Annotated in this window: 18 protein-coding genes and 6 tRNA genes; all 24 read right to left on the bottom strand. The window is 34.2% G+C overall.

Annotated features, from left to right (window positions below; genetic code table 11):
* Positions 1 to 83 precede the first annotated feature (83 nt).
* Positions 84 to 599 (bottom strand): 4'-phosphopantetheinyl transferase family protein, encoded by a 516-nt coding sequence (locus HMPREF9018_RS05035; protein WP_008449006.1) that lies wholly within the window; start codon positions 597 to 599, stop codon positions 84 to 86.
* Positions 589 to 1911, bottom strand: coding sequence for a gliding motility-associated protein GldE (gldE, locus tag HMPREF9018_RS05030; protein ID WP_008448979.1), 1323 nt, complete (start codon positions 1909 to 1911; stop codon positions 589 to 591). Before gldE ends, HMPREF9018_RS05035 begins: the two co-directional genes overlap by 11 nt.
* Positions 1911 to 2324 (bottom strand): single-stranded DNA-binding protein, encoded by a 414-nt coding sequence (locus tag HMPREF9018_RS05025; RefSeq protein WP_008448945.1) that lies wholly within the window; start codon positions 2322 to 2324, stop codon positions 1911 to 1913. Before HMPREF9018_RS05025 ends, gldE begins: the two co-directional genes overlap by 1 nt.
* Positions 2325 to 2369: 45 nt before the next feature.
* Positions 2370 to 2909 carry a hypothetical protein gene (locus HMPREF9018_RS05020; RefSeq protein WP_019035420.1) on the bottom strand — a complete coding sequence of 180 codons (540 nt, stop codon included), beginning with the start codon at positions 2907 to 2909 and terminating at the stop codon, positions 2370 to 2372.
* A 32-nt stretch (positions 2910 to 2941) separates the two neighbouring features.
* Positions 2942 to 3014 (bottom strand) — tRNA-Gly (locus HMPREF9018_RS05015).
* A 43-nt stretch (positions 3015 to 3057) separates the two neighbouring features.
* Positions 3058 to 3140: transfer RNA gene (locus tag HMPREF9018_RS05010), tRNA-Leu, on the bottom strand.
* 46 nt (positions 3141 to 3186) lie between these two features.
* A tRNA-Leu gene (locus tag HMPREF9018_RS05005) sits at positions 3187 to 3266 on the bottom strand.
* A gap of 45 nt (positions 3267 to 3311) precedes the next feature.
* Positions 3312 to 3384, bottom strand: a tRNA-Gly gene (locus tag HMPREF9018_RS05000).
* 44 nt (positions 3385 to 3428) lie between these two features.
* Positions 3429 to 3502 (bottom strand) — tRNA-Pro (locus HMPREF9018_RS04995).
* 212 nt (positions 3503 to 3714) lie between these two features.
* A complete protein-coding gene (locus tag HMPREF9018_RS04990; protein ID WP_008449015.1) occupies positions 3715 to 4317 on the bottom strand; it encodes a response regulator transcription factor in 603 nt (200 codons plus the stop codon).
* A gap of 25 nt (positions 4318 to 4342) precedes the next feature.
* The gene (locus HMPREF9018_RS04985; RefSeq protein WP_008448991.1) at positions 4343 to 5299 is read right to left on the bottom strand and encodes a LuxR C-terminal-related transcriptional regulator; all 957 of its coding nucleotides are present in this window, start codon (positions 5297 to 5299) and stop codon (positions 4343 to 4345) included.
* 193 nt (positions 5300 to 5492) lie between these two features.
* Positions 5493 to 6218 (bottom strand): YebC/PmpR family DNA-binding transcriptional regulator, encoded by a 726-nt coding sequence (locus HMPREF9018_RS04980; protein WP_039864433.1) that lies wholly within the window; start codon positions 6216 to 6218, stop codon positions 5493 to 5495.
* Positions 6219 to 6233: 15 nt separating this feature from the next.
* The gene (pheT, locus tag HMPREF9018_RS04975) at positions 6234 to 8702 is read right to left on the bottom strand and encodes a phenylalanine--tRNA ligase subunit beta (RefSeq protein WP_008449013.1); all 2469 of its coding nucleotides are present in this window, start codon (positions 8700 to 8702) and stop codon (positions 6234 to 6236) included.
* A 484-nt stretch (positions 8703 to 9186) separates the two neighbouring features.
* A tRNA-Ser gene (locus HMPREF9018_RS04970) sits at positions 9187 to 9275 on the bottom strand.
* A gap of 44 nt (positions 9276 to 9319) precedes the next feature.
* Positions 9320 to 9913: an IMPACT family protein gene (locus tag HMPREF9018_RS04965; RefSeq protein WP_008449048.1), complete on the bottom strand. Its 594-nt coding sequence runs from the start codon at positions 9911 to 9913 to the stop codon at positions 9320 to 9322.
* 29 nt (positions 9914 to 9942) lie between these two features.
* Complete coding sequence (locus HMPREF9018_RS04960) at positions 9943 to 11190, bottom strand: DUF1015 domain-containing protein (protein WP_008448937.1); 1248 nt, start codon at positions 11188 to 11190, stop codon at positions 9943 to 9945.
* 137 nt (positions 11191 to 11327) lie between these two features.
* Positions 11328 to 12245, bottom strand: coding sequence for an NAD(P)-dependent oxidoreductase (locus tag HMPREF9018_RS04955; protein WP_008448949.1), 918 nt, complete (start codon positions 12243 to 12245; stop codon positions 11328 to 11330).
* A gap of 86 nt (positions 12246 to 12331) precedes the next feature.
* Complete coding sequence (gene serC, locus HMPREF9018_RS04950) at positions 12332 to 13402, bottom strand: 3-phosphoserine/phosphohydroxythreonine transaminase (RefSeq protein ID WP_036853890.1); 1071 nt, start codon at positions 13400 to 13402, stop codon at positions 12332 to 12334.
* Between the two features lie 207 nt (positions 13403 to 13609).
* The gene (locus HMPREF9018_RS04945) at positions 13610 to 14926 is read right to left on the bottom strand and encodes a DEAD/DEAH box helicase (protein WP_008449026.1); all 1317 of its coding nucleotides are present in this window, start codon (positions 14924 to 14926) and stop codon (positions 13610 to 13612) included.
* Positions 14916 to 16079 (bottom strand): tetratricopeptide repeat protein, encoded by a 1164-nt coding sequence (locus tag HMPREF9018_RS04940; RefSeq protein ID WP_008448995.1) that lies wholly within the window; start codon positions 16077 to 16079, stop codon positions 14916 to 14918. Before HMPREF9018_RS04940 ends, HMPREF9018_RS04945 begins: the two co-directional genes overlap by 11 nt.
* A 40-nt stretch (positions 16080 to 16119) precedes the next feature.
* Entirely contained in the window at positions 16120 to 17226 is a 1107-nt protein-coding gene (locus tag HMPREF9018_RS04935) for a tetratricopeptide repeat protein (protein WP_008449010.1), read from the bottom strand.
* Between the two features lie 185 nt (positions 17227 to 17411).
* A complete protein-coding gene (locus HMPREF9018_RS04930) occupies positions 17412 to 18665 on the bottom strand; it encodes a tetratricopeptide repeat protein (RefSeq protein WP_008448951.1) in 1254 nt (417 codons plus the stop codon).
* A 39-nt stretch (positions 18666 to 18704) separates the two neighbouring features.
* Positions 18705 to 21269 (bottom strand): DNA gyrase subunit A, encoded by a 2565-nt coding sequence (gene gyrA / locus HMPREF9018_RS04925; RefSeq protein WP_008448968.1) that lies wholly within the window; start codon positions 21267 to 21269, stop codon positions 18705 to 18707.
* A gap of 578 nt (positions 21270 to 21847) precedes the next feature.
* Positions 21848 to 22198, bottom strand: coding sequence for a hypothetical protein (locus HMPREF9018_RS04920; protein WP_008449035.1), 351 nt, complete (start codon positions 22196 to 22198; stop codon positions 21848 to 21850).
* Positions 22199 to 22278: the final 80 nt, after the last annotated feature.

Genomic DNA, 22278 nt, shown 5'->3' with positions numbered 1-22278 from the left:
TATATTACAAAAGTATATATTTTTAGTAAACAATCAAAATCTATAATAAAAGCAATTCTTTAAAAATTCAGAATAAACAAATTTTACTCCCATACATAAGTTAATAAATAGTTTGACGTAGAATAATGAAAAATAGGAATACTTTTTCTTGTTCGTAAATCATAAATAACAGCAGCTTCTACATCAACACGCATATCTTGGAATCCTAAATGTAAAGATGAATGAAGTTTATACAAACTCTCTTTAGCACACCATACATATAAAATATCATTTGTTTTAATATAAGGCTCGTCATCACGTAAAAATCTTTTAGCTACCCTGCAAACCCTATCACTTTTATATTCTATATCAATACCAACATTATGTTTTTCAGATAATATCACAGTTGCCCATCCTTGTGTATGAGATATACTTATATTATATCCTTCTATAAATGGTTTTCCATCTTTATTATGCATTACATTTACTCTCTTTTGTAAAATAATTTGCAATAAAGATAAGACTGTTGCAACCTCTGCTTCATGCCCTCTACCATTTATAGGAAGAATACCTATAATTATATCTGGAATTCTTATGATTTTAACATCACTAAGACTCATTTTCTATTGAATGTATAGTAACCTTTATCTTACTTATTCGCCTTCCATCAAGTTCAAGCACCTCAAATAAATAATTTCTATAAGTCAACTTTTCATGTACGAGAGGGAAATTCCCCTTCAATTCAAGAAGTAACCCGGCTAAAGAATCAGCCTCTCCTTCTATCTCTGCAAACTCTTCATCATCAACTTTTATAATTTTAGTGAAATCACTTAATAAGGTTTTACCCTCAAAAATATAAGTATTTGCATTAAGGCGTGTATAAGTTTTCTCATCTTCATCAAATTCGTCATTGATCTCTCCTACTATTTCTTCTAAGATATCCTCTAAAGTAATTATCCCACTAGTACCTCCAAACTCATCTACCACCGTAGCTATATGTACTTTATTTGACTGAAAATCGCGCAAGAGATCATCTATCTTCTTTGTTTCAGGTACAAAATAAGGGGGTCTTATCAAGCTCTGCCATCTAAAAGTATTGCCTTTTGATAAATGAGGTAATAAATCCTTAATATATAAAATACCTCTAATGTTATCTATACTATCTTGAAAAACAGGGATTCTGGAATAATTATTATCTACTATACTCTGCAAAACAAATACATAAGTACTACTAATATCTAAAGCAACTATATCTTGCCTACTTGTCATTATCTCTTTTGCTGTTTCATCACCAAAACGAATAATTCCACGAAGCATACTTTGTTCATCTTTAAGATCGTTCTTATCCGTTAGTTTCAGAGCTTGTTCAAGTTCGTCCATAGATAACAGATAACTTTCCTTATGAATTACTCTACCTGCAAAAGTTCCACTTTTAAGAAGGAAATATACCAAAGGACGAAAACACTGACGAAGTAATATCAATATACTCGCACTACGTCGACAAAAAGCCAAAGGATTGATTCTTGTATACATTTTGGGCATTATTTCACCAAAAAGCAATAATATAAAAGTTAGTAATACTGTAATACAAAGCATCTCTATCCATTCTGCTTTAAAAGTAACTAGCTTACTAAATATATAATTACATAACAATATTATTGTTACATTAACCAAAGTGTTAAGTATTAATATAGTTGCTAAAGTACGCTCACTATCATTTCTTAGATTGTTTACTTTAACATCTACTGCCGATTTTTCTAAATCTATCTTATCTAAATCCCTGGGAGTTAAACTAAAAAAAGCTATTTCAGACCCGCTGGCAAAACCTGAACAAAACAATAGAGCTATAGTTATAAATAAAGCTATACTAGTACTTAGCTCTAAATTATGAATTTCAATATACGAAGAAATACCTAATAATAGACCTATCATTAAAAGGGTAGTTTAGATTTGTCCTCATCTGCATAAGAACCATCAGCGGGAGCATTTGTTTTTACAACTTCATCAACCATCTTACGAGGTGCTGCTAACCATTCTAAGTTCTCTGCATAAATCTCTGTAATAACACGTCGTACACCTTTCTTATCATCATAAGAACGATTACGTATTCTTCCTTCTACAAATATTTTATCGCCTTTATGAATATATTTTTCAGCATATTTAGCCAAATGTTTGAATAAAATAATATTATGCCAATCTGTACGATTAGGTACTTGCGTTCCATTAGGCAAAACATAACCCCTCTCTGTAGTTGCTAAAGTAAAAGACGCTACACACTCATCTGCATCAAAATAACGTATTTCAGGATCTTTACCAACATTACCTATTAACATTACTTTATTCATTACACATAAACAGATAAAACAAAACCTAAAAATATTTTTATAAATTTATTTCCAAAGACCTAAATACTTAAACCTAAAATTCTTACCCTTAGCAGATGGGAACTGACTACGGTCATCTACTCGAGTTTTTAGATAATCTACCAATCGCTGATAACAATCCCATCCTGAAAGAGCTTTACAACGAGCAATAAACGTAGTATCACGATACTCATGTTTACCTGAAGAAGGTATCATTACTACACGTTTAAAAGTAAGCTCACCTTCATACCAACCTTCTCTATTTAAAGTCAAATTTTGTACAGCACTTTCTTTTTTCTGATTTGACGACGCAGATATAGACCGTACTGCCTTCTTATTTTTAAAATCCTCCATTGTTTCAGCTTCTGTTTTTATTACTATAAAATAAACACGTGGCCTTACCTTATAGCGCTTTGGATAAAATATGTCATTAGAAGCATAACCCCTAATGTCCGCCTCTAAATCTCTTGTTATCTGTATCTCTGGGATTGAACTTAAGAAATCTAATGCCTCATCCGCATTATGTACTAAAACTTCACTATCAAAATATCGGATGTATAAATTCATGTGGATAATGCTTTATTTGCTACAAAAAAAAGAGCGGCAAACGAGACTCGAACTCGCGACCCCGACCTTGGCAAGGTCGTGCTCTACCAACTGAGCTATTGCCGCAATTATATATAATAAATAGTAAGTAGTTACAAACTTACTCACGTGAAGAGGAGGAGACTCGAACTCCCACGAAACAATTTTCACTACCCCCTCAAAGTAGCGCGTCTACCATTCCGCCACCTCTCCAATATATAAATATTGTACCATTTGATACATCATATCATAAGTTCTGTGCCCAGAACAGGACTCGAACCTGCACGTTATAAACACACGCACCTGAAACGTGCGCGTCTACCATTCCGCCACCTGGGCTTACTACAAGATTCTAAGAACTTATTTGTGTTTCAATAAAAAAAGAGCGGCAAACGAGACTCGAACTCGCGACCCCGACCTTGGCAAGGTCGTGCTCTACCAACTGAGCTATTGCCGCATTCTATAAATATTAACTCCTCTCTAGAAGTTTACAATTTGTTGTCGGGGCGACAGGATTCGAACCTGCGACCGCCTGGTCCCAAACCAGGAGCGCTACCGGACTGCGCTACACCCCGCTGCAAGTCAACAATTAACATGTTAGCCTCTACAACTGTAATTTATAACAACACGGCTAATCATTTCTGAATTGCGAGTGCAAAGGTAAACAATTATTTTTTAAACACAAATATTTTAGCGAAAAAATAATAAACTTTTTTTATAAAAAGGCTTGTTATTTAAGTTCACCTTATTATATATATCCAAGATTTTAAATATATAAAACACCTTTTTAAATCTTATTTATATCCACATAGCCATGCATCACTGCATAAATAGTGAGCGCAGAAACACTTCTCATACCCAATTTATCCATAATATTTTTACGATGAGTAATTACTGTTGTCAAACTAATATTCAGCTTATCTGCTATTTCCTTATTAATCATTCCTTGCACTATCAAAGATAACACCTCTATTTCACGATTACTCAACAGCTTATTTTTAAGAACTGCCGGCAGCTCTGGCAAATTCTTTCCACCAGGATGCCCATATTGTTCCATCCTTAATATAGAACGAATTAGCTTTTCCTCTGGAACATTTAAACATAGACTATGAAAGCCTGATAACTGAGAATTAGGATCACATGTCATAGTTAAAACAATAGTTTTATGTATATTATTAGAAAAAAATACACGATTCTCTAAAACAATAGTTTGAGCTACAAAAAAATGATAAAATCTGTTTGGATCGGCTCTTTGAAAATCAGGAAAAGAAGAAAAAGCCTCAACTGTCATAATAGGAATTACATTTTGCAAAATTTGTTTCAACCCTAACACCACTAAAGTATTAGGTTCTATTATAGCCATTCGAGGGCGTCCTTGTTCTACACTCATAACAAATTAATTCTTCGTTTTTATATTAAAGCTTTACACTACTAATATCTACTAAATTATTTACAATTGCATAGATGGTCAATCCTGCAGGTGAATGTATCTGCAGCTTACGTGCAATATTACGCCTATGAGTAATAACAGTATTAGTAGAAATACAAAGGTGATCTGCTATTTCTTTATTAGCCATACCTTGTACTAAAGCTATTATAACTTCTTTTTCACGATCACTAAGAGTATCGCTTGCTTCAGGATTCTTGCTAATCATATTTGATATTTTAGCACTCACTCCATTCTGCTTTATCCGTTCCTCTAAATTACGTATAACTGGAATAAATATATAATCTTCAACTTTAGCATGCTGTGTTAGCCATTCTTCACAATTATAGATATCGAACAAAGCTGCAGCAAGTTGATTATTACGTTGAGTATCTGTCGGTAAATACTTTACTATTATATCTTTTATTTCACCAAGCTGCTCCTCTGTTTGACGATGATGCTTAGAAAATGTTTCTATATTATAATCATCAGTAGTTTTTCCATTTAATAATACTTCAACATAAGAAAAAACTGTTTTTTCTTCGTACGACATATGCTTAGCTATTGTTTTAGCATATTCATCAAATAGCTTTATAATAAGTTTAGCTAAATTATCATTAGGATCAACAGCAGCAATTAGTTCTTTACGTATAGTTGGTAATTCGTAATCCAAATAATATACATGACTAGATTTAAGATACTGTAACAATGTAGGAATAGAGAGCTTATCCAAATCATCCCAGTCATTACTATTATTTACAGTAAAGTTTACTATAAATAGAAAAGTATTAGTATCTACATTTTGAGCTTCACAAACTTCCTTTACAGTTTTATCTCCAAAACCTAAATTAATACCAAAACGACCTATACTTTGTAAGATTTCATAATTATCATTGATAAGACTAATCATCTTATCATCTGCCTCGTATATTTTATGGTTTTTCATCTGCTTTACCCTTCATTTTTAATCAAATTACAAAGTAACAAAAAAATGCACATTAATAATAATTAATTTTAAGTATTTATATTTATTTTACTTAAAATTTACCGCTACAAAGCTCTCTCTTATCTTTATAATAAAAAGAGCTAAAGACTCAAATAAACCTTACTTTAGCTCTTTTAAAATATCAAAAGTCTATTTATTCTGGCTTCATATTGGTGTACACATTTTGCACATCATCAAATTCCTCTAGACGTTCTACCATCTTATCTATCGTTGCACGCTCTTCTGTAGTAACTTCTTTTAAATCGTTTGGAATACGAGTAAACTCTGCAGAAGTAATCTCAAATCCATTCTCTTCTAAATGCTTTTGAATGTCTCCAAAGCTTTTAGGATCACCATAAATAGTTATTTCGTTTTCGTCCTCATCTTCATCAAACTCATCATCTACACCAAAGTCTATCAAATCTAAAATTAATTCCTCCATATCCACTCCCTCTTTCTTTTTAAAAGAGAATACAGCCTTATGGTCAAACAAAAAACTTAATGAGCCTTGCGTTCCCATATTTCCATTAAACTTATTAAAAATAGAACGCACATCACCTACTGTTCGAGTAGTATTATCTGTTAAAGTGTCTACAAACACAGCAATACCATGCGGTCCATATCCCTCATAAGTTACTTCTTTATAATCACTAGTATCTTTACCCATAGCATTCTTAATAGCACGCTGAATATTGTCTTTAGGCATATTCTCGCGCTTACAAGTAGCTATGATGGCACGTAGACGTGGATTATTCTCAGGTTCAGGACCACCTGCCTTAACAGCAATAGCAATCTCTTTACCTAACTTAGTAAATGTACGAGCCATATGGCCCCAACGCTTTAGCTTTGTCGCTTTGCGATATTCAAATGCTCTTCCCATGAGAATAAATTTTTATTAACGGAGTTCTGCCCCGAGTTTTATAGTTAAATTCTTAATTAATTTCTGCATAATAGCATCTATTGCCTTATCATTGAGAGTTTTTGTTGTGTCTTGGAGAATAAAGTTTACAGCATAACTCTTTTTACCTACAGGTAAATTCTTACCTTGATATACATCAAACAATTCCACCTTCTTTAACAATTTCTTTTCTGTTTGCCGAGCTATTTCTTCTATCTGCACAAACTCTATTTTATTATCTAATAGCAATGCTAAATCTCTACTAACTGCTGGATACTTAGAAAGTTCTTCATACTGGAGATTATTCTTACGAACAACTTTCATAAGTTCTTCCCAATTTATCTCTGCGTAGAACACCTTCTGACCTATATCCATACGCTTCAACAAAGCTATACTTAATATTCCTAATTCAGCTATAATCTTACCATTCCTTGTTTTTAACGCAATTGCTTTATCAAAAATATTATTGTCCGAGTGTTCACTGACTAACGCTCCCTGGCGCACTCCCACTCTACGAAGAATATTCTCTACATATGCTTTCAATTCATAAAAGCTGCTATCCTCGTCAGGATGAGCCCAAGAACCTTCTACATGTTTACCTGTTACCCATAAAGCAAAATGATGCTCTTGACTATAGGCTCTTACTGGATTATCTAAAGAATATCTATCCTGTGAAAACTTATAAATATTACCTGTCTCAAAAAAGCGTAAATTAGTAGCTTTACGATTAATATTATAAGCCAAGCTCTCTAAACCTCCAAATAATAAAGTTTGACGCATCACACCAAGGTCTGCCGATAATGGATTCATTACCTTTACAGTTTCTTCCCAAGTATACTTATTCCACTTTCCATGATCATAATAAGAAGTCTTTGTAAGAGAATTGTTTAAAATTTCAGAAAAGCCTGCTCCCACTAACTGCTCACTTACTATATTTTCACGATGATAATCCTTATCTGCCTCTTCTGCTATTGTTAAAGACGACTTTAACATTGTAGGGATTTCTACATTATTATATCCATATATACGCAATATATCTTCTACTACATCACAAGGTCGTTGTACATCTACACGGTAAGCAGGAACTAATAGATCAATACCATGCTCATCTTCATTTTCTATCTTCATCTCAAGAGAGGTTACAATGCTCTTTATCGTAGAAACACCTATCTGCTTACCTATTAACCGATCACAATATTCAAAATTTAATCTTACAGGGAAATCGGCTATTGGCGAAGGATACTCATCGCATATTTCCATACTTACTTTTCCTCCAGCCAACTGCTGACAAAGTATAGCTGCTTGTTTTAATGCATATATTATACCATTAGGGTCTACACCACGCTCAAAACGAAAGCTCGCATCTGTAGATAAACCATGGCGGCGCGCACTCTTACGTATCCAAGTAGGATGAAAATAAGCACTTTCTAACACTACATTTTTTGTAGTTTCATAGGTTCCGCTACCTTTTCCTCCAAAAACACCAGCAATACACATAGGCTCTTCTTCATTACATATAGCTAGATCGTGCTTGCCTAATATATGCTCTTCGCCATCAAGAGTAACAAATCGCTTTCCCTCGTTCTTATCTCTTACTATAATATGGTTGCCTTTCACCATATCTGCATCAAAACAATGCATAGGCTGGCCATATGCCCACATTATATAATTAGTAATATCTACAATATTATTAATAGGGCGTAATCCTATCACACTTAACTTATCTTGCAACCATTTCGGGCTTTCTTTCACCTCACAACCTGTTATACTCAAACAGGCATAACGCCTACAAGCTGAGGTGTTTTCTATTGTTACCTTTATAGGAAGATTATTATTATCTACATGAAAATCATCACATGAAGGGCGGTGTAAACTCGTTTCATAACCATTTTGTCTCAACCACGCATACAAATCTCGAGCCACTCCATAATGACTTAGAGCATCTGCACGATTAGCCGTAATATCTATATCAAACACCCAATCACTATCTAACTGATAATATTCTGCTGCTGGCATACCTACAATAGCTTCTTCAGGTAAAACTATAATACCATCATGCGACTTACCTACACCTATCTCATCTTCTGCACATATCATACCAAAGCTATCTACACCACGTAATTTGCTCTTTTTTATAACAAATTCCTTATCGCCATCATATAATACGCATCCTAAATCGGCTACAATAACCTTCTGCCCAGCTGCTACATTAGGGGCTCCACAGACAATCTGCTGAGCTTCCCCCCTACCAAGATCTACGGTGGTTATATGTAAATGATCCGAATTAGGATGATCTTCACAAGTAAGAACCTTACCTACAAATAGTCCTTTTAATCCACCACGAACAGTTTCCACCTCCTCTAATGAGCCTACCTCTAACCCTGTAGATGTCAAAGCCTCAGCAAGATGCTTAGGTGTTAAAGAAAAATCTACATATTGTTTTAACCACTTGTATGATATCTTCATTATTTATATGATATTTTAGTATGTTTTTGAAATGCAAATTTAATAAAAAAGTTAGATATAACAAAAAGCTACAGAGGTAAGATTTAATAACCATTTCATAACAAAGCAACCTATACCTTAAATATATTAAGCTATACAAACTACTTCATATACTATAATTGTTATTCTATACTTACATCGATTTGCTTAGAATCCTATTTTTAAGAAAAGTACACTTAGGATTTTTTATTAGTAAGCCATGTTTTGCTTACTTATATTGTAACAACATTAGACCTCTTGGATATGTACACACTACCTTTACCACCTGATATTTTCACTCGAGCCCCTACCTGCGTATTGGATTTATCATTACTAACAATAACGACCAACTACTCACTTAGATAAAATCATTTCATTATCTGAAACATGGTAAATCTTTTTACCTATATTTTTCCACCTGTCAAAAAAAGTGATTTGACTTACATTATCTATAATACATCTCTTGCGGAAGTAGAGGGATTCAAACCCCCGATACGCGATAAGGCGTATACCGGATTTCGAGTCCAGCGCATTCGGTCACTCTGCCATACTTCCTCTTATTAATAGCAAAATTAATACAAAAACCGAAAAACACCAAATTAATCAAACAAAACTTTATCCAACCTCTCTCTAAACTCCTGCACTTTACTTTGACGAATAGATACAACCATCTCACACATATTATCAAAAGATTGGTCTATAATACGAGGCTTCATATCTTTTATTATGCGCATAACAACATTCATCTTTAAATAAGAAAAAACAAACTTAATATGCTCTTCTATAAAACGTTCTTCTATTATGCAGTTACTAATAGCAGCGGCAGCAGCCGTTCTATATGCCTCTATAAGTCCGCTTGTCCCTAAATTGATTCCACCATAATAACGTACTACAACAACTAATATATTAGTAAGGCTATTACTATTAATCTGTCCAAGAATAGGTTTACCTGCCGTAGAAGAAGGCTCTCCATCGTCTACTGCTCTAAATTCGCTTCTATCAGCCCCTATTACATAAGCATAACAACAATGACGCGCATCATAAAACCTCTTACGATAAGCTTTTACTATATCTAAAGATTCCATAGAAGAGCATACATGATGTGCGAAGGCGAAGAATTTACTCCGCTTCTCAGAGTAAAACCCCTCGCCTACTCTTGTTTCCAATATTGTTTTATACTTATCGTTACACATAAATAGGTATTAAGCACACAACACTTTCTTTACTCAAGCTTATGTATAACAAGTCCTGAACGAAGTTTTGGCTCAAACCATGTTGCCTTAGGTGGCATAATCTTACCGCTATCTGCAATATTCATAATCTGCTGCATAGATACTGGATATAAAGCTAAAGCCCAACGCATCTCGCCACTATCTACACGACGCTTTAGCTCCTCTAAACCACGTAAACCGCCCACAAAATCGATACGCTTATCTGTTCGCAAATCTTTAATGCCCATCAAGTCATCAAGAATTAACCTACTAGATATATCTACATCAAGAACACCTATAGGATCAGAATCATCATACGTTCCCTCTTTTGCTGTCAAGCTATACCAATTTTCATCAATATAGAGCGAAAATTCATGTAACTGCTTAGGCCTATACGCTGCCCTACCTTTCTTCTGAACAATAAAATTTTTAGTTAAAGCAGTAAGGAACTCTTCTGTTGTCATTCCATTTAGATCCTTTACTACACGATTATAATCTAAAATAGTTAGCTCACTTGCTTGAAAACATACAGACATAAAATAATTATACTCTTCCTTTCCAGTATGATTCGGATTTTGTTTAGCCTTCTCTGCACCAACTAATGCTGCCGCTGCAGAGCGATGATGACCATCTGCAATATAAAGACTCGGCATCTTTGCAAACTCTTCCGTAATTGTTTTTATATCTTTCTCATCATCAATAATCCAAAGTTGATGCCTAAAACCATCTATAGGAGCTACAAAATCGTATTCTGGTTCAGTCTTAGCATAACGCTTAATAAGGCTATCTAGAGTTTTATTATCTGGATAGGCAAAAAATACAGGCTCTATATTAGCATTATTTACACGAACATGCTTCATACGATCTTCTTCCTTATCACGACGAGTTAATTCATGTTTTTTTATAACTCCCGTTAAATAATCATTAACGTATGCACCAACAACAAGCCCATATTGTGTTTTACCATTCATTGTCTGAGCATATATATAATAATGCTCTTTATCGTCCTGAACTAACCAGCCTTTTTCCTGAAACTTCTTAAAATTAGCTACAGCACTCTCATAAACACGAGCATCATATTCACTTGTACCTTCTTCAAAATTAATCTCTGGCTTAATGATATGATATAAACTCTTTTCATTATCTCCAGCCTCTTCTCTTGCCTCTTCTGAGTTGAGTACATCATAAGGACGACTTTGAACTTCTTCTACAAACTGCCTTGGTGGGCGAACACCTCTAAATGGTTTTACAATTGCCATAATATTTAGGTTTTAGGATAAAAATTAATCACTCTCTTTTTAAAAAGGATATTATAATGTACATAATCACTTTTTATAGTACATTATAATATTCCTTTTATATACAAAAATAAGTAACCTTATCTGATAAAAAAAAATTATTTATTTACTTGGAATTTAGTATCACCTGTAGCAAAGAATGCTTTTATTTGCCTTGCTGCAGCAATACCAGCATTTGAATTAGCCTCAGCAGTCTGAGCTCCCATCTTCTTTGGTGTGCTAAAATATCTGCCTTCAAACTTGGCAAATTCTTCATCTGCATCAGGCTTAATATCTGTTATATACTTAATATCTGCGCGATCGTTCATTAAACGGATTAATTCCTCTTCATTAATAACTTCCTTGCGAGCAGTGTTTATAACAATTCCACCCTTAGGCATCATATTTACTAAATTATAATTAATACTCTTCTTTGTTTCAGGAGTAGCGGGGATATGCAAAGACACTATATCACACTTCTTAAACAACTCCTTCTCGTCATTAACAGCATGAACTCCAGAAGCCTCTATAACATTAGCTGGACAAAAAGCATCATAAGCATAGATATCCATATCAAAGCCCTTTGCTACACGAGCTACATTACGCCCAACATTACCAAAAGCAAGTATACCCAACTTCTTTCCTTTTAATTCTGTACCTGGTTTTCCATTATAAAAGCCACGAATAGCAAATACTAATAAACCAAAAACAAGCTCTGCCACAGCATTTGAATTCTGCCCCGGAGTATTTTCTACTACAACATTATTAGCTATAGAAGCTGCTAAATCGATATTATCATAACCTGCACCAGCACGTACTATTATCTTCAAATTTTTAGCAGCAGAAAAAACCTCTGCATCTATCTTGTCTGATCTAATTATCATTGCATCAACGTCAGCAACAGCTGACAATAACTGCGACTTATCTGTATATTTTTCAAGCAGCACAACTTCATGTTTTGCCCCCTCAAGTTCCTCTTTAATACCTTTAACAGCAGCTTCTGCAAAAGGTTTTTCGGTAGCTATTAAAACTTTCATAGTAATATGTATATATTAAGTTTAAATATATTTTTTAACATCAGCAAGTAACCTTTTCTATCTACTCACTGATGTTTCTTTGTTAGTTAATGTTTCTTTTCATAGTCCTGCATACAAGATACAAGAGCCTTAACCCCCTCAATAGTCATTGCATTATAACAGCTTGCACGGAATCCACCAACATCACGATGTCCCTTAATTCCTACCATTCCACGTTCTGTAGCAAACTTAAAGAAATCGTCTTGCAAATCTGCATACTCATCATTTAATACAAAGCAGATATTCATATAAGAACGATCTTCCTCGCATTTCACAGTACCTCTAAACAACTTATTACGGTCTATCTCTCCGTAAAGCAAGTCGGCACGCTCCTTAGCACGTTTTTCCATAGTCTTAACACCACCTTGTGCTTTCATCCAACGAAGATTTTCAAGAGCAGTATAAATAGGTACTACAGGAGGAGTATTAAACATAGATCCCTTCTTTGTATGTGTACGATAATCTAACATAGTGGGTATTTCACGCTCTACATTACCTAAAGCATCATCTTTCACAATAACAAAAGTAACACCTGCCATTGATAGATTTTTCTGTGCCCCTCCATAAATACAATCATATTTAGAGACATCTACTGGACGACTAAAAATATCTGAAGACATATCACCGATTAAGCGCACAGGAACATCAATATCCTTATGCAACTCTGTACCATAGATGGTGTTATTAGTCGTTACATGCAAATAGTCAAGATCTGAAGGAACTTCATATCCCTTAGGAATGTAAGTGTAATTATCATCAGCAGAAGATGCCACCTCTATAGTCTCACCAAAATGCTTAGCCTCTTTCATTGCTTTTTTAGCCCATGCGCCAGTATTAACATAACCAGCTTTCTTTACAAGGAAATTAGCTGGAATCTGACAGAACTGTAAAGAAGCTCCTCCTCCAAGAAACAGAACAGAATACCCTTCAGGGACATCTAAGACTTCTTTTACCAATTGTTGAGCCTCTTCCATAACTGGCTTAAAGTCCTTCGACCTATGACTAATCTCTGCAAGAGATAGCCCAATACCATTAAAGTCTAAAATAGCATTAGCTGTTTTTTCTATTACTTCCCTTGGAAGTACACATGGACCTGCACCAAAATTATACTTTTTCATACGCATATATTGTTTAATGTTAGTTTTATAATAGTTTAGAGTAGTATGCAAAAACATATTATAATTTCGCTTACCCACGTTGCGAATTTACGCTTTTATTTTTAGTCATACAAGCATTTTACCTTTTTTTTTATTTACTATACCACTTACACCAAATAACCATATTAGGCATTAATTAAAAATCAGCTTGCCATTTTGAAAGCATTTTTATCGTATTTCTTCCACTATAGTACGAATACCTTTTATTTTTTGATTTTTAGTATTAATTATAACTGAAGAAATTTTTCTTTTTTTTATTGCAGCATAAGAATATCTGTCTTTTACATCTATCTTTCCTATGTCTGAAGCCTGTAAACCGCCTTTTTTACATAAAAACCCTACTATATCTATCTTAGAAATTTTATCTTTCTTACCTTTTCCTATATATAAAGTTGCCATCTTGGGTTCTGAAGGTTTAGGAAGCTCTTCAGGTAAAGATATTATTTCATACTCTCCCTTAACATAATCGGGTAGCTGCTCCTCTGGACTAAGAATAAAGCAAGTAGTACCTCCCTTATCCCATCGGGCAGTACGCCCTACCCTATGAATAAAACTGTCTTCACTTTCAGGAAGATGATAATGTATTATATTATTAACATCAGGAATATCTAACCCACGAGCAGCTAAGTCTGTACTTATAAGAATATTAGCCGATCCATTTGAAAAACGATACAGAGCAGCTTCTCTCTCTGCTTGATCCAGTCCTCCATGAAAAAGAGAAGTGGTAAAACCTTTTTCATGTAAGAAATTATATACTCTCTCTACAGAGTTACGATAATTCAAAAAGACTATAGAGCTTTGATCTTTAAAAGTGCATAATAAAGCAAAAAGAGTTTCTAACTTATCCTTTTCTTGACTATGTACTACAAACGTGCTTACACGATTAGATAACACTTCGCTTTTATCAGAGAAATCTATCTTTAACAACCTTCCCATTGATATAAAGTTTGGTATCTCTTCTGCATATGTTGCAGATAGTAATATACGACGCTTAATATTAGGAAGTTTGTTTACAAGATTATACATCTCTTCATGAAATCCCATTGCTAAACACTTATCAAACTCGTCTATAACCATAAAGTCTACACACGATGCATTTATATTTCCCTTATCAAGATGATCGTTTAAACGCCCGGGAGTAGCAAAAACCAAATGTGGTTTTTCTTTATTTAACAATTTATGCTCGTCCATCGTAGCCCTGCCTCCATATAAGGCTAATGCTCGAAGTCCGGTGCCTAAATCTTTCATAACAGTACACAGCTGCAAAGCAAGCTCTCTACTGGGTAAAACTATAACTGCTTGTACCTTATCTTCGTTTATATTAATAAGCTGACTCAATGGTATAAGATATGCGAACGATTTTCCTGTACCTGTTGGAGATAACACTAATATATCTTTATCAGTATGTAAGATAGCTTTAAATGTGGCTTCTTGCATAGCATTAGGCGTTATACCTAACTTATCTAAAATAACATTACTTCCCATTTTTTATCTTATCTATTGCATCAAACTCTTTTCCCATATTCAAATTTAAATAAATGGTATAAAGGGGAGACAACCACTTTTCTTTACTTTCAGGCATTAGTTCCTTATACTTTTCTATATAAGGTAGTGCCTTTTCATAATAAGTAACTATACTATTACGTTTAGCTTTGCTACGTTGCCAATTCTTATCAAGCTCTATAGCTTGATTAAAATAAGCCATACCTATATTATAATAAGCATCGGCAAAGTTAGGGCTCTCTTCTATTAACTGCTTACAGATAGCTATACTTTGACCGTATCTACCTATATTAAGCAGAGCTGTACTCTTTGTAAAACGGAAAAGTATATTAGTAGAGTCTACTTGCAATGCACGGTTTGCAACTATTAGTACAGAATCGTTTGCTCCTATCTTATCATAATAATCTACTAAGCGAGGGAAGAAATAAGCAAACTTGGGATATTGCGAAAACCCTTCCTTCAAAGTTTGCACATATCGAGACATATCTTTCTGTAAAATATAAGCTTCTGCTTCATACTGTTTTACAAAGTTTAGCATTGAACTATCTCGCTCAGCTAATTTTTGATGCCTTAATATCAAGGACGCATCATATAGCTTATATCCACAATACATAGCCCAGTATGCTGCATGAGGTATTAAAGGGTCGTCTTTCCTATAATGATACCCATTAAAAAGAGGCTGATCTTCTAAAGATATAAAATCATCAAAAAAGCTATACGCTAATTTAAAGTTGCGAGCATGAATAAAGAACACACCACCATTAAACAGATTAGGACGAATAGAGTTTAATAATTCTGAATGTTTCACCCTATACTTAGGCTTACCCATAGCACTAAGTTTTACATCAATAGAGTCAAAACTATACATAGTGTGATATAACTTCCTTGTTATTGTAAAGAAAGCCGTTGTATCATATTTTTGATTTAAATACAATTTCTCATTACCCTGTTCGTATTGTTTTACTAACGCTTCACAAAGGATAAGCCATATTTTAGGATTAGTCCGTTTAGAGGAATCTTCGAGTAACTGCTCCATAGACTTCTCTACCTTTACCAACTCTTTTCCTTGTTTCAACTGATCTCTTGCAATTTGTATTTGTCTCTTTTGTCCAAAAGTAGCAAGTGTGAGCTGCATCAATAATAATATATAAAATACTCTCTTCAAAATATTATATTTATTTCTTTTCTAATATCGATTCTAATTCAGCAACCTTCAGTTTGTCATCTAATATGGTATAAGCCATATATAAAGGACCTATCCAGTCTACTTTATTACGTCTTGGGTCTTTTGCCCGTACTCTTTCTAAATAATCTCTTGCCTCTGCAAACACCTTAGTATATAGTGTTTCAGATACTATCTCACCTTTCTTCCTCTGCGATAATACTGTATCGCGTATTTGTAATCCCATCTGATTAAGACATACACCTATATTATATATAAGTGGTATAAGTGTAGGGTCTAACTTATCAGCATGCTTATAAGCATCTACAGCTTCCTCCCAGCGCCTTGCATGCATAGCAATCTCTCCTTTTAAGATCCACGGAATAGGAGAATTATAATTATTCTCCAATCTGCTATCAACAAAATCTTCTAAATTAAACTTTGCTGTAGGTTTTTGATAAAAGCGCATAATCCATGAAAAATATTTTTCATTAGTAGGGTCGGCATTATACAAGCGCTTTAGTACAGCAAGATACTTTAGAGAATCGCTCTCATTAGCCATCTGCTCATACATACATTCAGCTTTTACATCAGCACCAGCTTTAGCTGTCTCATCATATTTTAGAGCATCGTCGGCATATCTATCAGCGGTAACATAATCTTTTTCTTTAAGGTAGTAATAAGCTAAATAATAAGATGCCACACCCGACTCGTCTATACTACCTTCTAATAATGGTGATTTTTTAGCTATCAGATAAAGGCTAAACGCATTAATGCCCTGCTTACGATATTTTTCTTTACTTGCTAAAAATTTCCCTGCATCTATCAATACAGGACAAAAACTATTTAAACGTGTCTTATTATCTTCATCAAACTTAGTACGTATTTTGTTTTTCTTATTTGGCTTTCTATCTAATTCATCGCTCTTTAATGAGTAGTCTACTATATTGTACACAGTAGTATAATACTGTACAGTGTCTCTAATAGATATATTCTTCAGTTTAGACTCTTCTTTTTTCGCTAAATGATGATAGCTCTCTGCCTGCTTATAAGCATCTTGTTGTGCTAAAACAAACAAGCTGAAATTAAGAAACACTAATAATATAATAATCTTCTTCATCAAATAAAGTTTTCATAAAGCATAAAGACTCACTAAAGAAAGATACATTTTTTATAAAAACTATCTTTTTACAAACACTTATGCTTTTTATAAAATATATATATTAATTCTATCCTATTGGAATATATTTTACTTTAAAGCAAAACTATCTCAACAGAATAGAATTAATATAATAACTACTAATATTAATGAATATCAGCTTCTGCAGCAACTGTCTCAGGAGCTTTTGCACCCTTCACAAAATAATAGCAACCATATAGAGGATAAGCCCAAGTGTTTTTTTGCTCCTTAGCTGTGTCAAGACTCTTAGCTTTCTCTAAATAAGAAATAGCTTTGTTATAAACTTCATTAAACTGTGCTTTTGCTGCAGGAGTAAGAATACCCTTCACCTGAGCTACACGATCTTGTGCCTTATAGAACCAGCACTGACCTATAGAAGCATTCAAAGCTACTCTTTGATTGTTTTCTGTTGCTATTGGTAATGCTTTTTCTAAGAAACCTGCAGCTTCGTCATATTTTCTATCCTGAAGAGCTAACTGTCCTTTCATAATCAAAGCACTATAACTTTTTGGATTTTTTTCTAAAGCAGCATTTAATATTTTTTCCGATTTATCTTTCATCCCTAACGCATTATAAGTAGATGTTAAAGAGGTAAGAATAGCTTCATTAGTAGGATCGCTCTCATACATCGTAGAAAGCTTCTGAGCATAAGCTACAGAATCTTCACGGGTTTTTAGCTGTGAACCTAATATAGCTAACTGTACCTGCTTAGCATCCTTAACACGCTCTGGACTCTGAATAGCATAAGCAATATACTTTTCTGCCTTAGCATACTCTTTGTTCTGATAAGCGTATATAGCAGAATAGTAAGCTATCTCATTTAGATTTTTATCCTTAGCCTTATCAAAGCTTGCAAACATTGGCCACTCTGCAGTATCTACATAACGAGCTAAATATTTATATGCATTAGCATCATCTTTCTTTCCCTGAAAGAATATACCTGCATTAATTAGCTGACCACGAAGATTATAGGTAGGCTCAATTATGCTTGCATAACGAGGTTTTATCTTACCTTTTGCATTAGGCATATTATCATATTTATTTACTTCTGCTGCAGCATCAAGAGCCTGATCAAGAGCTTTATATAGTCCGTCCTCATCAACAGGCTTATTGCCCTCTTTACCCATCTGCTTAGCTGTCTGGTTTTCTAACTGAATAGTTTGCTCTGCATTAACCTTTGTCATAGCAAGCTCATACAGCTTATCATAAGCCTTAGCCTTCTCAGCATTATTAGCTAACTGGCTTAAACTATTTTGAACAAGACTTGCAGCTTGCTCATAGCTTGTAGCTTTCAAAATAGCCTTCAACGGCTCACTGTCACCTGCAAAAGCAGCCGATGTACCTAGTAGCATCATTGCTGCAAACATTAATTTTTTCATATTCGTTATCTATTAAAGTTTTATTTTTAATAATTAATTTCATTCTTTATCTTCGTGTACAGAACCTGCAGTATTATTATCTTGAGTATTTGTTATATCCTCATCATCTGCATTATTTACCTCATCTACTTTTTCCTCCATTTCTGCACTCCTTACTTTACATACAGAAGCTATTGTGTCACTCTTCTTAGAAAGGTTTATCAAGCGCACTCCTTGTGTGGCTCTTCCCATTACACGACATTCAGATACAGCCATACGAATAACAATACCACTCTTATTTATAATCATAAGATCATTATCGTCGGTAACTGTTTTGATTGCTACCAGCTTACCTGTCTTCTCTGTAATATTCAAAGTTTTGACACCTTTACCACCACGATTAGTTAAACGGTAGTCCGACACTAAGGAACGCTTTCCATAACCTTCCTCTGACACAACCATAACTGTTTCGTTTTCAGAATCATTTACTACCACCATACCTATCACTTCATCTTCGCCATCTTCATCGAGCTTCATTCCGCGCACACCAGTTGACACACGCCCCATAGTACGAACATTATTCTCATGGAAACGACATGCACGACCATTCTTGTCAGCTATAATAAGCTCATCACTACCATTGGTAAGGCGAACATCTACCACCTCATCGCCATCATTTATATTAATAGCTATAACACCATTGTTACGTGGACGAGAATAAGCACGTAATAAAGTTTTTTTCACTAAGCCTTTCTTAGTTACAAAAACAACATAGTGAGTATCTAAAAACTCTTCATTATCTAACCCACGAATACGTAGGAAAGCATTCACGGCATCACCTGGTTCTAATGACAACATGTTTTGTATAGCCCTACCCTTAGAGCTCTTATCTCCTTCAGGGATATCATAACACTTCATCCAATAACAACGTCCCTCTTTGGTAAAGAACAACATTGTCTGGTGCATTGTAGCAGAATAAATATATTCTGTAAAATCTTTTTCTCGAGTACGAGCACCTTTCGATCCTACCCCTCCACGTGCTTGCTCCTTAAAATCGGTTAATGGCGTACGCTTAATATATCCAAGATGACTAATAGTAATGACTACAGGATCATTGGGATAAAAATCTTCTGCATTAAACTCATGCTCGTCTGGAATAATCTCTGTGCGACGTTCATCACCATATTTTTCCTTTATATCGTAAAGCTCGTTTTTCATTACTTCTTTACAACGCTCCGGATTATCAAGAATCTCTTGCAAGTTTTTTATTGTTTGCATTAACTCTTCATATTCTTCATGCAACTGATCCATACGCAACCCTGTAAGCTGTGCTAAACGCATATCAACGATAGCTTTCGACTGCAACTCATCAAGATTAAAGCGTTTCTCCAAATTGGTCTGCGCCTCAGAAGGAGTCTTGCTGGCACGAATAATATGTACTACCTCATCTATATTATCACAAGCAATGAGTAAGCCTTCTAAGATATGAGCACGCTCCTGTGCCTTCTTTAAATCGAACCGAGTACGACGAATAGTAACATCATGACGATGTTCTACAAAATATTTTATACATTCCTGTAAGTTTAATAAACGAGGACGACCATTTACAAGAGCAATACAGTTAACAGAGAACGAACTTTGTAAAGCTGTCATCTTGAAAAGCTTATTCAATATAATATTAGCATTTGCATCGCGCTTCACATCTACTACGATACGCATACCTTGACGACCCGTTTCATCATTTACATTAGAAATACCCTCTAACTTGCCTTCCTTTACTAAATCGGCAATATATTCTATAAGCTGTGCCTTATTTACTCCATAAGGAATTTCGGTAACAACTATCTTATCATGAGTCTCACCTGATTCTATCTCAGCCTTAGCGCGCATCACTACACGACCACGACCTGTCTCATAAGCATTTTTTACACCCTGAAGCCCATAAATATATGCGCCTGTAGGGAAATCTGGAGCAGGAATATATTGCATTAGCTCTTCTGTACTTATTGCAGGATTGTCAATATAAGCACAGCAACCATCTATAACTTCGCTAAGATTATGAGTAGGAATATTTGTTGCCATTCCCACTGCAATACCATTTCCACCATTTACAAGAAGATTAGGTATCTTAGTAGGCATAACAGAAGGCTCTGTCAAGGTATCATCGAAATTGTTTACCATATCAACGGTGTCCTTATCTATATCATCCATGACACGCTCGCCCATCTTTGCTAAACGACATTCTGTATAACGCATAGCAGCAGCTGAGTCGCCATCTACCGAACCAAAGTTACCCTGACCATCAACAAGCTTATAACGCATATTCCAGTCCTGCCCCATACGAACTAAAGCACCATATACAGAAGAGTCCCCATGAGGATGATACTTACCAAGCACTTCACCTACGACGCGCGCACATTTTTTATATGGCTGGTTACTAAAATTACCAATACCTCGCATACCAAAAAGTATACGGCGATGTACTGGCTTAAAACCATCACGAACATCTGGCAGAGCACGAGCCACTATTACCGACATAGAATAGTCGATATATGAGCTTTTCATTTCCTCCTCAATGTTAATCCTCATGATTCTGTCATGATCAATAGTTTGATTATCTTCCATTATTTTATTTATTTTTTATTGTCGTTTTATCTCACTAAAAAAAAGGAAAATGCCCTAAAATGCCCTTTTTCTTTATTCTGACGCATTTTACTTATCCCTTTTAAGCTGTAAAAGTACAAAAAATTATATATATAAAACGCCTTAAATCGAAAAAAATAAATAAAGACAAGCAATAAAATAATATTCATGCTACAATAGATTTACAAAAAAATGACAAAAACAGGTAGCACCAAAAAGACAACTCGGTGTGAATAAGCATTTTACATTCTTAAAACAAACAAATAAAGCACTGCTTAGAAACAAGCGAGAATCTTTACACACTTTGTTTTACTTCATACCCTTTATTACTTAGTTTTCATCAGCTTCTATAATCCTAACTTTCAAAGATAAGTTACAACGCAATGCACTTTTCTCTTGCAATAAGACATCTATAACATAGAAAAATAAATTATTTTTGAAAGAAAAATAAATTAAAAATAAAGTAAAAATAGATTATTTTTGCTTTAAACTCATCATCTTTACCCATCATAAAGATATGCTTTTCACATTATAAATAGGCTTTTTATATGGATAAAACTTTATATATCTTTATTTCCAATAGGTAATATCTCTATAAGCATCATTATAAAAAAAGCTATTAAACATGCCCAAAAAAGATACCAGTTTTGTACTCCTAAATTAACTATCACACCTATTAAGAATATAACCAACAAGTCTTCATCAGTATCTAATACTTTTATCAGACGTTTTCCTTTTGTTTTATATTCTTTGCCTAAACCAATATAGCTTAATATATTAAAAGCAATAGCTATAAGGACAATAACCGTTATTAAGACTTGATACCATAATTTATCAGAAACGTTAGATATACAAATGCATAATAAAGCCAAAGAGTTTAGACGAGACATAAACTTTCGAGTTATCTTCATAATCTTACTATCTTTTTAATGTTTGACCCAATAATTATTTATAAATGGTTATACAAATATATACATTTCTCACTAATTTC

Origin of the sequence: Prevotella amnii CRIS 21A-A (genome assembly GCF_000177355.1) — a bacterium.
Classification (GTDB): domain Bacteria; phylum Bacteroidota; class Bacteroidia; order Bacteroidales; family Bacteroidaceae; genus Prevotella; species Prevotella amnii.
This window is presented reverse-complemented; position numbering and strand designations above follow the sequence as displayed.

Bases quoted from the DNA above. Each gene is read 5' to 3' on its own strand.
- HMPREF9018_RS04920 (WP_008449035.1), bottom strand. From the start codon at position 22,198: ATGAAGATAACTCGAAAGTTTATGTCTCGTCTAAACTCTTTGGCTTTA.
- HMPREF9018_RS04945 (WP_008449026.1), bottom strand. From the start codon at position 14,926: ATGGGAAGTAATGTTATTTTAGATAAGTTAGGTATAACGCCTAATGCT.
- HMPREF9018_RS04935 (WP_008449010.1), bottom strand. From the start codon at position 17,226: ATGAAGAAGATTATTATATTATTAGTGTTTCTTAATTTCAGCTTGTTT.
- HMPREF9018_RS05035 (WP_008449006.1), bottom strand. From the start codon at position 599: ATGAGTCTTAGTGATGTTAAAATCATAAGAATTCCAGATATAATTATA.
- gyrA (WP_008448968.1), bottom strand. From the start codon at position 21,269: ATGGAAGATAATCAAACTATTGATCATGACAGAATCATGAGGATTAAC.
- HMPREF9018_RS04985 (WP_008448991.1), bottom strand. From the start codon at position 5,299: ATGAAAAACCATAAAATATACGAGGCAGATGATAAGATGATTAGTCTT.
- pheT (WP_008449013.1), bottom strand. From the start codon at position 8,702: ATGAAGATATCATACAAGTGGTTAAAACAATATGTAGATTTTTCTTTA.
- serC (WP_036853890.1), bottom strand. From the start codon at position 13,402: ATGAAAAAGTATAATTTTGGTGCAGGTCCATGTGTACTTCCAAGGGAA.
- HMPREF9018_RS05025 (WP_008448945.1), bottom strand. From the start codon at position 2,324: ATGAATAAAGTAATGTTAATAGGTAATGTTGGTAAAGATCCTGAAATA.
- HMPREF9018_RS05020 (WP_019035420.1), bottom strand. From the start codon at position 2,909: ATGAATTTATACATCCGATATTTTGATAGTGAAGTTTTAGTACATAAT.
- HMPREF9018_RS04955 (WP_008448949.1), bottom strand. From the start codon at position 12,245: ATGAAAGTTTTAATAGCTACCGAAAAACCTTTTGCAGAAGCTGCTGTT.
- gldE (WP_008448979.1), bottom strand. From the start codon at position 1,911: ATGATAGGTCTATTATTAGGTATTTCTTCGTATATTGAAATTCATAAT.
- HMPREF9018_RS04980 (WP_039864433.1), bottom strand. From the start codon at position 6,218: ATGGGAAGAGCATTTGAATATCGCAAAGCGACAAAGCTAAAGCGTTGG.
- HMPREF9018_RS04965 (WP_008449048.1), bottom strand. From the start codon at position 9,913: ATGTGTAACGATAAGTATAAAACAATATTGGAAACAAGAGTAGGCGAG.
- HMPREF9018_RS04930 (WP_008448951.1), bottom strand. From the start codon at position 18,665: ATGAAAAAATTAATGTTTGCAGCAATGATGCTACTAGGTACATCGGCT.
- HMPREF9018_RS04940 (WP_008448995.1), bottom strand. From the start codon at position 16,079: ATGCAGCTCACACTTGCTACTTTTGGACAAAAGAGACAAATACAAATT.
- HMPREF9018_RS04960 (WP_008448937.1), bottom strand. From the start codon at position 11,190: ATGGCAATTGTAAAACCATTTAGAGGTGTTCGCCCACCAAGGCAGTTT.
- HMPREF9018_RS04990 (WP_008449015.1), bottom strand. From the start codon at position 4,317: ATGAGTGTAGAACAAGGACGCCCTCGAATGGCTATAATAGAACCTAAT.